This is a genomic window from Shewanella litorisediminis, assembly GCF_016834455.1.
Classification (GTDB): Bacteria; Pseudomonadota; Gammaproteobacteria; order Enterobacterales; family Shewanellaceae; genus Shewanella; species Shewanella litorisediminis.
Map to the genome: position 1 here is coordinate 1554888 of NZ_CP069213.1, position 12321 is coordinate 1567208.

Here is a 12321-nt window from a genome sequence, read left to right on the forward strand (position 1 = left end):
ATAACAGCGATTTGAAACATGAGGCACAGACTATGAACAGCACAATCAAAAATATTGTACAAACCCAAGACAGCATTGCCCCTCTGGCGCTGCGTGTACCCGCCGGCATTATCTTTATGGCCCACGGTGCCCAGAAGCTCTTTGGCTGGTTTGGCGGTTACGGTATCGAAGGCACCGGACAGTGGATGGCATCCATTGGGCTGGAGCCAGGCTGGCTGATGGCGGCCATGGCGGGCGGCGCCGAATTCTTCGGTGGTCTGGCAATTCTGCTTGGTCTGCTGACACGTCCCGCGGCGCTGGTGCTGGCCGTGACCATGGTGGTGGCTATCGTCACAGTGCACCTGGGGAACGGTCTCTTTATGGCCAACAATGGTTACGAATTTGGTTTGGCGCTGCTGGCCATGAGCGTCTCCCTGGTGTTGTCCGGTTCGGGCCGCTTTGGCATCGACAGACTGCTGCAACAAAAAGGGTGAGGAATGGGCATGATAACGCTTCGTCCGGCCAATGAACGGGGTCATGCCAGCCACGGCTGGCTCGACAGCTTTCACAGTTTCTCGTTCGCCGAATACTACGATCCCCTCCACATGGGTTTCTCGGCGCTGAGGGTTATCAACGACGATACAGTGGCTCCGGGCGCCGGATTTGCGCCCCACGGCCACCGGGACATGGAGATTTTAAGCTACGTGCTGGCCGGGAGCATCCGTCATCAGGACAGTGAGGGCAACATTGCCACCCTGCCGGCGGGCGAGTTTCAGCTGATGTCGGCAGGTCAGGGCATACGTCACAGCGAGTACAACGGCTCCCGGACAGAGGCGTTGAGGTTTTTACAGATTTGGATAATGCCATCGACCCTCGGCGGCGAACCGGGGTATCAACAAAAGCACTTTGGCAGTCGTGAGGGCTTCACCCTGATTGCCAGCCCCGACGGGCGCGACGAGAGTTTCACTGTGCGCCAGGATGCCCGGGTCTATCAGCTGCTGCTGGCACCGGGGCTATCCATCGCTCTGCCTCTGAGTGCTGCCCGCAAAGGGTATCTGCATCTGGTGGAGGGTGCGCTATCAATTCAGGCTGAACACTTGGGCCCCGGCGATGGCGCTAAACTGGAAGGTCTTGATAGCCCGCAAGTCACTAACCTTGGCACCAGCGTGGTAAGAGCCCTGATGTTTGACTTGCCCTGATATGCCTAAGCTTACCCTCTGAATCTGGCCGGAGCAGGGTTTATGTTCTCTTGGGCATAGTCACTTTGCCAATAGTGCCCTGTGTTCGGTTTGGAACCATGACTGACTGGGCTTTATGCTTTCCATAGCGCCGTCGTGGCAGGCACCCTTATGAAACTGGGTTTCAACTGAAATCCGGACTCGCCCACAACAGAAAAGCCGGACTCAGTCCGGCTTTTTGCACTCTTGCAAGAGGCGCACAAAAAACTCGCTGCCCTTGCGGCGGGCAAAGGCGATATTGCGCTCGGGGATGCTTTCGGGCTCGTTGTAACTTGCCAACGCCGCCGCCATGCCCTCTTCGCGGATGATGTGCAGCGTGGGATAGGGGGCGCGGTTGGTAAAATTGGCCGGGTCGTCCTGTGGCTCACCGTGGAAGCAGTAGTCAGGATGAAAGCTTGCCAGCTGATAGGTGCCCTCAAAGCCTTCTTCAACGAGCAAGTCTTCGGCGATACCGAGGAGGTCCAGATAGAGGTAAAAGCCCTCAAAGCCCCTTGGCAGGATAAAGAGACTGGTTTCAACTTCGGGGTGTGCATCGAGAAACTGGCACTCATCCAGCAGCGCTTGCAGCACCAGCTCCATGCGGGTTTCCTGGCACACTGTATAGCGGATGCTGTTTCGCTCCACTTCGCGGCGGGTAAAAGGGCAGATGTTGTACTTCATGATCACCTTGTTAACCCAGGCGCGGGTCTCATCGGCGATAGCCTGAATTTCCTGCTGTTCGGACATCTCGGGTGGCCTCTTGGTGGCACGGTTTTACACTTAGGGCGCACATGGTAGAAACCCTGTTGCCAACACGCAATAAAAAAGCAGCCCGAAGGCTGCTTTTTTCATTCTGGCTCTGTCTGTGACTCAGGCTCAGAAAGACCACTTAAGACCCAGATTCACCGTGGTGCCCAGGCCTTTGGTGTTGTAACCGGGGAAGGTAAAGGCCTGAGAGCGCGCCGAGTAATAGTCTTCGTTCAACAGGTTCTCGACCCCGAGGGTAAAGAGCAGCTGATCCATGCGGTAGCTGCCGGCCAGATTCAGCAGCGAGTAGCTGTCCACCGGGCCCTGGCTGCCGGTATATTGGCCGTTGACCGGCTCGAAGCGTTTGCGATCGCCCACATGCAGCCAGGTGAGCGACACACTGCTGTTGTCTGTGGCGGCCCAATCCAGATAGGCGGCAAACTTGGGCGGGGTGATGGCCTGGCCATCCAGATAAATATCCTGGTCCGTATCCTTGCCTTCCATCCAGCTGTAGTTGGCGCCAAGGGTCAGCTCATCATTGACCTCATAGCTGGCCGCAAGCTCAATGCCTTTTATTTCCTGAGGCGCTCGCACAGGTTCATAGATGCCACTGGCGGGGTTAAGCACGGTACGGGTGCCAAGCTCTGACTTGTTTAAGAAAACCGCCGCAGAGTAGCTAAACGCCTCCCAATGGCCGTCGAAACCGGCTTCGTAGTTATCAATCAGCGCCGCCTGTGATTGAATTTTTGCCAGGTCGTCCACGGTGGCAGTACGCAACAACAAACCGAGATCCGACACGTCCGCACCCTGTGAAAAACTGATAAAGGGGCTGAAGGCGGATGAGCCCTTATACCTCAGCCCGATATTGTATGTGTTGGCATCAAACTTAATCTCGCCGCCTGTTACGGCGACGGGGGTGGAGCACTGGGTTGCTGTGCGACACAGGCGCAGGGTTTGGTAGTCGTCAACTTCAATGGCCATCTGATCCCGGCGCACACCGGCCTTGAGTACCCAGTCTTCGGCGAACAGCCATTTGGCCTGCAGATAGAATGCGAGATTCTGCATGTCCATCTCCGGCACCCAGATGCGCCCATCCACCAAAGGCTGGCTTGATACATCCTGCAGGTAATCAACGCCATAGATTAAATCCAGCTCGGTATCCCCCAGGGTGAAATCCGAGTTGAAATTGGCGCGAAGACCGCGTTTTTCTGAGCGAATGATAGACTGGCCGCCATTGAGCCCCTGCTCCGGGTTGGCCAGGGTCAGGCTATAGAAAAAGACGTTTTCTATTTTCTGACCATAGGCATCAATAGCCAGGCGGGTGTTATCAAACAGGGCTAAATCTTCGTACTTCACCATCAGATTGTGGTTGCCATCAACACCCTGGGGCTCCCCCGGGATAAGGGTGTCCGGACCGGCCTCAATGGCATAGGTTTTCTCACCGCTGTTGACGCTGCCGGTGACGTCCACCATGTGTGCATCCTGGGCGGAGCTGAAGTAGTTGTAGGTCAGTTGCAGCGATTTTTCATCGTCAAAATCGAAATGGAATTTGGTAAAGAGGTTGTCCGTTGTGGTTTCTGACAGGCCGTACACCAGTCCTGGCACGTCGCCTTCGGCATCCCGCTGCAAACCATAGTCATCACGGCTGGCGCTGATGAGATAACCCAGGTCCCCCACGCTGCCATTCAGGGCACCTTCGAACCGGCTGCCAACACTGTCTTCGAACTTCACCGCACTGAAGCGACTGGATACACCCAGGGTGCCGCTCAGCGCGCCATCGGCGCCAGGTTTTTTGGTGATGTAGTTGATAATGCCGCCGGCCGCGCCATTCCCATAAATGGAGGTTGCGCCCTTGATAACTTCCACGCGCTCGATGGCATTCATGTCGATGGACCGAATATCCAGCGAACCGTTTCGCAGCGGCGTTGACTGAGGTACGCCATCTATCAAAATCAATGCCTTGCGGCCACGCAGGGTTTGACCGGCGTTACTGGAGGTACCGGTGGCGGGAGACATGCCGGGAACGCGGGTTGCCAGCAGATTCTGCAGCTCAGAGCTGATACTCATCTCTGTGGCGAGGGTCTTGTTGTCTATCAGGGTTACAGAGGAGGGGACCTCATCGAGGCGCTCGGGCACCCGACTGCCGGTGACTATCATGCGCTCTATTGCGACATCTTGATGAGCGGTTGTGTCGGTCACGTTGGCAAAGCCCGGTGCAGCCGTGAGGGCCATTAAAGGAGACAGCGCGATGGCAACAGGGGATAACTTCATTTTCATTCCTTGGTTATGCTTAATTGTCGGGAATGATAATCAATATCAATAATGCGTTCAGATTATTTACATATGTTTTAATTTTGTTAATTGGTGGCGGTGGCGCTGTCGCCAGGAAAGTAAACTTTTGCAGACTGGTAATCCTCCGTGAGCGGTATAAGCTTTTGAAGGCGACCTTTGGGGCACCAGCGCTCAGGCTGATGTCATCGCCAGGCTGTCTTGATTGGTTATTTCAGGAGGAAATATGTCATGAACATCAGAGTTTCATCGTTACTGGCTGGTGCTCTGGCGCTGCTTGGTGCTCTGCTGGCCAATTCTGCGCTGGCCGATGACTGGTTTAAAATCGCCGACAAGGTGGTGGACTATAAATCGGAAACCGACGAGGTTACCCCCAAGTTTGACGAGAAAAACGTTACCCATATCAGACTGGTTTGCACCCAGGGTACGGTCAATCTGCATAAAATTGTGCTGCACATGAGTGATGGTTCTGACAAAGAGGTGGATAACCTCGGAGTGCTGACCGATGGCATGTCAAGCCGGGTGATAAGTGTTCCCAAGGGCGACGCCAAGCTGAAAAAAATCTCCCTCAAATATGACTCAATGGGCAGCAAGGAAATGGCACTGCTTGGGCTGTCGAAAAAAGCCCATGTGGATATCATGGGCAAGGATGACGACAAAGATAAATCTGAGTAAGCCAACCCCTGACATTGTCAGGTATGCTTAAGTTCGTAATCAGGATTTTCCCCGAAGCCCACCATTTGGTGGGCTGCGGCTTTTATGTGCGGTTACCCAAGGCTTTTTGGGGCTCAGGCTGGGCGTACCGCCGACAGTGCCCCTGATTTCGTCAGCCTCCACCGATTGAGAACTGGGCAGTTCAATCACGCTTTTTCACCTAATGCTTTCCCACGTATCCGCTTTTACCTGTCAGCGTTTCCATAGTCATCGGCTGTTTCATGTTCGTGCCCCGAACAGGTGCTGTGGGAGTACAGTGGCTCTGTTAGTTTGCCGCTGGATTTACCCCCGTGTGGCTTGTGATCCTGGTTGTCTTTTCCCTTTGGTAACGCGTCCTGGCGATTTTCTTGCGCAGCTAAATAAAAAATCTGGTTGATCTTTACATTACCTTTACTTATTTTATACAAATGTAAGCGCTTACATTTGGTTTTAAAAGGAAACATCGGCAGTAGTTGGCGCTGACAAGGCTAAGTTTATCCATACAAAACAGTGGGTTGGGCTGCAATAATGATGAAGAATTCTGGAACGAGCAAGTACCTTTCCCTTGGACTGCTTGCGGCGGCGCTGCAGGGGTGCGGAGGGGATACCAATACCAGCACCGATTTGGGTTCGGTCAACCTTGATGGTCCGGCAACCGGCTGGGAGCTGGTTTGGAGCGACGAGTTTGATGGCAGCAGCATAGATGCGGCCAAATGGGCACATGAGGTGAATTGCGCCGGAGGCGGCAATCAGGAGTCTCAGTGCTATACCGCCGATGCGGCAAACTCCTTCGTGGCCGATGGCATGTTGAACATAGTGGCACTGAAGGCGCCCGAGGGGGCTGAAAAGCCCTACACGTCGGCCAGACTGACAACCAAAGGCAAAGCGGATTTCACCTATGGCCGCTTTGAAATGCGTGCCAAATTACCATCCGGGCAGGGCAGCTGGCCCGCCTTCTGGATGCTGCCCACTGACAATGTTTACGGCATCTGGCCCAGAAGCGGTGAAATCGATATTGTCGAGGCGGTGAATCTAAAAGCCGCCACCGCGGATGGCAACCCCGAAGCCTATGTCCACGGCACGCTCCACTACGGCCGTGAATGGCCCAAGAATGAGCAATCCGGCAAGGCTTATCTGCTGCCCAATGGCGCCAATCCGGCCGATGACTTTCACACCTATGCCATTGAGTGGCAGCAGGGTGAAATCCGCTGGTATGTGGACGACTACCTCTATGCCACCCAGCGACGTTCTGAACTGAGATACAACTCCAAGGGCGAGGCCGTTGGTCTGGCCCACAAAGGCTGGTTTACCGAATACTACGATCAGTCCAGCGGTGATTTGCAGCTCAGCTGGACTGATGCGCCATTTGATGAAAAATTCCATCTCATCGTCAACTTCGCCGTGGGCGGCAACTGGCCTGCCTCGGTGAATGAAACCGGTATCGACGACGCAGCCTTTAACGAAACCAATAAGTATCAAATTGATTTTGTAAGGGTCTATCAGTGCGCAACCAACCCTGATACGGGCAAGGGTTGTGAAACGGTACGTCCGGGTTACGACAAGCCAGAGGACGCGCTGGTGGAAGGCAAGGCGCCAGTACCTGTACCCCCTTCTGATGGCACGCCAAAAGATCTGCTGATTTTCGACAGTACCCCCAACCCTAACTGGGCTGCCTGGGATTGCTGCGGTGGATCTACCCCTGGTCTGGTGGACGACGCCGACAAGGGTGCGGTGTATCGCTTTGTGGTAGGCGACAGCCCCACAGTCAACGGCTTTATCAGCCGCGCAGCCTTTATCACCGATCCTGCCGGTGTCCCCAGTCCCTTTGATGCAGCGCCCATTGAAGCCACTGGCGTATTGAGCTTTGCCATGAAAGTGGTGAGTGCGCCGGCAAATCCCGGCTCAACCTGGATGATGAAGGTTGAGAGCAACGAAGGCGCGACTGCCGTTGAACTGCCGCTGACAGCAAGCAGTGAAGGCGTGGCACCTGCCGTTGGTCAGTGGCAAACCTTCAGCTTCCCGCTGTCTGAGCTGGCGGCCAAAGGCCTGGATCTGTCTGCTATCGATGTGGTGATGGTGTTCCCCGCCTGGGGCACTGGCAGCGGCGCTGAGTATCTGCTGGATGAAGTGAAGATTGCCCGCCCCAATGCGAGCCTGCCGTCACTGACCATCTTTACCGATAACGAGAACCCCGATTGGCCGATGTGGGACTGCTGCGGTGGCTCGACTCCGCAAGTGGTCTCTGATGATGCAGAGCACGGCATAGTGTCTGAGTTCAGCATTGGTGCCAGCCCCACTGTGATGGGCTACATCAACCGCACTGCACTCGGTGGTGGTGGTAATCCCTTCGATGCCTCAACCCTGTACGAAAGCGGAGTGGTGCAATTTGACTTGAAAGTGGTCAACGCGCCGTCCACCGCAGATGCGCCCTGGCTCTTTAAAGTGGAGTCTGACAATGCGGCGACCGCCGTGGAGTTGCCAATGACAGCCAGCGTCGAAGGTGTTGCGCCAAGTGCTGAGTGGCAGACGTTTACCTTCCGTCTTAAAGATTTGGCCGATGGTGGTTTGGACTTGAGCGCCATCGACGTGTTGATGATGTTCCCAGCCTGGGGGCAGGGTGAAGGTGCGGTTTACCGAGTTGATAATGTTAAAATTTATCAGCCCGGCAGCGGCGCGCCATCCGCCTTCAGTCTGTTTGCTGATGCCGTGGCAGACGCCTGGTCAATTTGGGATTGCTGCGCCGGTTCAACCCCCACGGTTGAGGCCGATGATGCTGCCCATGGCGCAGTGGCGGAGTACGTGATTGGCGCCCAGCCAACTGTAGTGGGCTTTTTCGCCGAGGACGGTGTCTATCACGATGCATCCGCTGCTGTGGATTCCGGCGTGGTGCGTTTTGAGATGAAGCTGGTTTCTGCACCAAACGATTCAAGCTCGGTCTGGAAATTCAAGATTGAATCCGGTGATGCCAGTACCGCCGTTGAGCTTAATCTGACCGACAGTACCGAAGGTGCCGCACCTGTTGTCGGCCAGTGGCAGACTTACACTTTCCCGCTCAAGACCCTGGCCGATATGGGGCTCGATGCCAGTGCCATCGATGTGGTGATGGTGTTCCCCGCGTGGGGAACCGGTGAGGGAGCGGTGTTCCGTTTGGATAACGCACTGATAGGCACGCCCTGATCCACCTAACCTTTGGCATGAATGGGAATGGCCCACCGGACCTTGGGATTTGTCCGGTGTGGCCGCAGCGAAAGAATAAGAGGCAATTATGTTAGATAAGGCATTTAAGCGTAACCGGTTGTCTGCCGCGCTGGCAGCTATCCTCGGCGTTGGCGCCATTCCACTGGCATTGGCGGCTGATGAGGCGGCAACCGCGGCCGATGGCGTTGTGGCGGCCCAGAGCAGCGCAGAAGAAGAGACCATAGAAGTCATTGAAGTCCGTGGGATTAGGGGCAGCTTGTACCGTTCCATGGACTTAAAGCGGGGCGCCAACGGCGTGGTCGATGCGATTTCGGCCGAGGAGCTCGGTAAGTTCCCCGACACCAACCTGGCCGAATCACTGCAAAGAATAACCGGGGTCACGGTCAGCCGTGCCAACGGTGAAGGCAGCCAGATCACCGTCCGTGGCTTCGGACCTGAATACAACCTCATTACCCTCAATGGCCGCCAGATGCCGGGTACGGGCTATACCCGCTCTTACAATCTGGAGAACCTGTCATCAGAGGGGGTGAAAACCCTGGAAGTGGTGAAAACCGCCCGTGCCGATACCCCAACCGGCGGCCTTGGCGCCACGGTCAATATCATCACCCACAAGCCGCTGGATAACCCCGGACAGTCTTTCAGTTTTTCGGGCAAAGGCATTTATGATGAGTCAAATGAGGAAGGTGATGATGTAACGCCCGAACTCGCCGGTATTTACAGTAACACCTTCATGGATGACCGCTTCGGCTTCCTGGCGTCTGTGTCTCATCAGGAACGGGATTTTCGCCAGCAAACCGCCAACAGTCAGGGTTGGATTGCCCAAACCGATAATAGCCGTTTACCGGTGCTCGCCGGAGGCAAAGCTATCGATGGGCGTGAGACCGATGCAGAGGGTAATCCTGTTGCCCGCTTCCGCGATGCAGAAGGGAACGCGGTGGCGCCTTTCTTCTTCCCGCGGGACATGAACTTCAGTATTAACGATGTGGAGCGTGAGCGCACCAACGGCATGGTGACACTGCAGTTTGCGGCAACGGATAATCTGATACTGACAGCCGACTACGTGGCAACCCGGGCAATTACTGCCTCCGACGGTTTTGGTTGGGGGATTTGGAACTCGTCAACAGAGGGCGCACCAGTGATTGGCTATGAGCTCGATGCCAATGGTACTGCGCTCTATTCCGATATCCGCGGTGGTGACGGTTCCTTTACCGCCAATCGCAGCACCACAGAAGTGAACGCCGAGTCTGTTGGCCTGAACATCGATTGGAGCCCCAACGAAGCCTGGCGCTTTACCCTGGACTATCACAACTCTTCCAACGAAATCGACAATGGTGCTGATAAGGGCCTTGGCAGTGCCGGCCAGGTGATTCTGGGCTCTGATAAGCTGGTTTCCAAGGTCTATGACTATCGCAGCGGCGAGGTGCCCCATTTCCTGATTAACTGGAACAATGGTACCCATGTACTGGATGCCGGTGACATAGACTCCAACTTCAGCCAGTTTATCCATTCACCCGGAAAGAGTGAGATTGATCAGGTTCAGCTGAACAGTAACTGGTATCCCGAGTTTAATGAGTATTTGGTCAAGGTGGACTTTGGCGCGGCTTACACCAAGCAGACCATGTCAGGCACTACCGCCTGGAGTGGATTGCGTGGTGGCCCTGGCTTTAACCCGTCGTACACCGAAATCTTCCCAGATGCCATGTTTGAGCTGCGGGATGCCTCTGACTTGCTCGATGAGCTTGGTGGGGGTGGCAGTGCACTGATGCCCGATTACTACTACACCTTCAGCTTTGATGAGGCCGTGGCCCGTCAGCTGGCCTTTATCACCCCCGAGATAGCGGGTGACAACTATTACTCAATCGATCCTTACTTTGATGGCATTGATAGTTCCAGTCTGGTGGAAGAAAAGACCCTGGCGCTGTATCTGACAACCCAATGGGGCTTTGACATCGGTAATGTACCTGTGAATGTGAATCTCGGTCTCAGATACGAGAAAACTGATACCTCAAGTACCGTGAAGCAACGGGTTGAGAGTCAGGTGGTATGGGCCAGCCCCACTGAATGGATCATGCAATATGTTCCCGGTGGTGATGATAACTACTTTACTCAGGATGGCGATTATGATGTCTGGTTGCCAATGCTGGATATCAGTGCTGAGCCGTTAGAGGATGTTGTAGTGCGCTTCTCAGCGGGTAAAACCATTGCGCGGCCTTTGCTTGGCGATATGGTTGCTGGCAGAACCCTCAGTGGCAGCCCCAAAATTGGTGCCCGCCGTGGTGGCCTTGGTAATCCGGGGCTGTTGCCGCTGGAGTCGATAAACCTCGACCTGTCATTGGAGTACTACTACAACGATGCCAGCTATGCAGCCATTGGTCTATTTTACAAAGACGTAGATAACTTCGTCTCCCGTTCAACCGCGCAAGTCACCATCGACGGATTGCACGATGTGTATAACAGCCCTCGTTACTTAGAGGCGATTAGCCAGCTTGAGGCCGCAGGTACGCCTGTGAGTGAAAACAGCATCTTCGAACAGATGATTGCCAATGGCTATGGTAATGCTGATGGGCAGATAGAACCGCTCGCCAGCGACCCGCTGATTGTGTGGGATGTGACCAGCCCTGTTAACAGCGACAGCAAATCAGTTCATGGGGTCGAGCTTGCCTTGCAGCATGTATTTGGTGAGTCGGGCTTTGGTTTTGGTGTGAACGGTACCTTTGTTGATGGGGATGTGGAGTTCGACCCATACAGCCTGGCACAGCAGCAACCTTTGGAAGGCCTGGGTAACTCAGCTAACTTCCAGGCCTTTTATGAGAAAGACGGCCTGACGGTGAAACTGACCTACGCCTGGCGCGACAGCTACCTGATAGGGGTAGGGCAGTCTCAGGGCTCAGCTGACGCCCCGCCGCAGTATGCCAAGGACTTTGGTCAGCTTGATGCCAGCATCAACTATGATGTGAATGACTATCTGACTGTGTTCTTTGAAGGGATCAACCTGAACAATGAAACTGAGCAGGGTTATGGTCGCTTTGAAGAGCAGTTCTTGTTTGCCCGTCAGTATGGCAGCCGCTACGCCCTTGGTGCGCGGGTACGCTTCTAAAAAGCGCCTTTAAGGCATCAATCAAAAACGCCGGGCAGAGCCCGGCGTTTTTATGTGGCTGCTGGAATGTGAGCAAGCCTTAGCCTCAGCATTCAACTCAGCACTCAGCACTCAGCACTCAGCCTCAGCACCCAGCACTCAGCACTCAGCACCCAGCACCCAGCACCCAGCACCCAGCACTCAGCACCCAGCACCCAGCACTCAGCACTCAGCACTCAGCATTCAGCATTCAGCATTCAAAACTGATTTCGTAACCGGTGTATTTACGGATGTTGATAACGCCGGTATCAAAAATTAAGTATTGCCCCTTGATACCTGTCAGCACGGCATCTATCAAAGGCTCTTTATCCAGATTGAAGGATTTCACCTTGGCAGGAAACTCTGATACCGGGAAGCTAATGGGCTGAGGTTGAGTGACAATTTCCTGCACGGCATCCGCGCCATATTGACGGCGAACCTCGGCAATCACAGGTGCCACTTCATCGAGTAAACGCGCGGCCTCAGCGGTTAAATCCATGTCGGCATTATTGCCTTTCAGCATTGCTTGCCAATGGGTTTTATCGGCCACGAGCCTGGCTATTCCCACTTCAATCAGCCCCGATATTTTACGGGATGCCACTTTCAGAATGGGTAGCCCCTGAGTGGCACCCTGATCTATCCAGCGAGTTGGAATTTGGGTATGGCGGGTAATGCCTACCTTCAGGCCGGATGTATTGGACAGATACACAAAGTGGGGCACAAAGCAGTGGCTGTCGCCCCATTCAGGCTCGCGGCAGGTGCCCTGATCGTAGTGGCAGGTCTCGGGCTTTAAGATGCACATGTCGCAGCTGGCGAGCTTTTGCATACAAACATAGCAATGGCCCTCGGAGTAGCTTTTTTTGGTCTTTTTACCGCAGTTGCAGCAATAGATATTACCGGAATAGATGAGTTTTACAGGCTTACCTATTAAGGGATTCAGCGGGATTTCTGTGTCACCTATGGGCAGGCGATAGTTGGCTTGCCCCAGCTCATCGAGCCCGGTGCGCATTTTTCGTAAGGTTCCTTGCATGACACTCTCAATTGCGTTGACGCCGTCCGCCGCAGCGTTGGCTCTTATTGATG

8 protein-coding genes are annotated in these 12321 nt (G+C 54.6%); 5 read left to right on the top strand and 3 right to left on the bottom strand.

Annotated features, from left to right (window positions below; translation table 11 throughout):
* The first annotated feature begins 32 nt into the window (after positions 1–32).
* Positions 33–473, top strand: coding sequence for a DoxX family protein (locus tag JQC75_RS06825; protein ID WP_203326677.1), 441 nt, complete (start codon positions 33–35; stop codon positions 471–473).
* Between the two features lie 9 nt (positions 474–482).
* On the top strand, positions 483–1178 hold the full coding sequence (locus JQC75_RS06830) for a pirin family protein (protein ID WP_203326678.1): 696 nt from the start codon (positions 483–485) through the stop codon (positions 1176–1178).
* 204 nt (positions 1179–1382) lie between these two features.
* Here JQC75_RS06830 and JQC75_RS06835 read toward each other — a convergent pair whose 3' ends face one another.
* Complete coding sequence (locus JQC75_RS06835) at positions 1383–1943, bottom strand: DUF1415 domain-containing protein (RefSeq protein ID WP_203326679.1); 561 nt, start codon at positions 1941–1943, stop codon at positions 1383–1385.
* Between the two features lie 129 nt (positions 1944–2072).
* Positions 2073–4214, bottom strand: coding sequence for a TonB-dependent receptor (locus JQC75_RS06840; protein ID WP_203326680.1), 2142 nt, complete (start codon positions 4212–4214; stop codon positions 2073–2075).
* Between the two features lie 249 nt (positions 4215–4463).
* Here JQC75_RS06840 and JQC75_RS06845 point away from each other — a divergent pair, with 249 nt between their 5' ends.
* The 3 genes from JQC75_RS06845 (at position 4464) to JQC75_RS06855 (ending at position 11220) form a co-directional block, all read left to right on the top strand.
* Positions 4464–4907, top strand: coding sequence for a hypothetical protein (locus JQC75_RS06845; protein ID WP_203326681.1), 444 nt, complete (start codon positions 4464–4466; stop codon positions 4905–4907).
* Between the two features lie 546 nt (positions 4908–5453).
* Entirely contained in the window at positions 5454–8102 is a 2649-nt protein-coding gene (locus tag JQC75_RS06850; protein ID WP_203326682.1) for a glycoside hydrolase family 16 protein, read from the top strand.
* Between the two features lie 88 nt (positions 8103–8190).
* Entirely contained in the window at positions 8191–11220 is a 3030-nt protein-coding gene (locus JQC75_RS06855) for a TonB-dependent receptor (RefSeq protein WP_203326683.1), read from the top strand.
* A 229-nt stretch (positions 11221–11449) separates the two neighbouring features.
* Here the strand turns inward: JQC75_RS06855 and JQC75_RS06860 are convergent, their stop codons facing one another.
* On the bottom strand, positions 11450–12268 hold the full coding sequence (locus tag JQC75_RS06860; protein WP_203326684.1) for a DUF2797 domain-containing protein: 819 nt from the start codon (positions 12266–12268) through the stop codon (positions 11450–11452).
* Positions 12269–12321 lie beyond the last annotated feature (53 nt).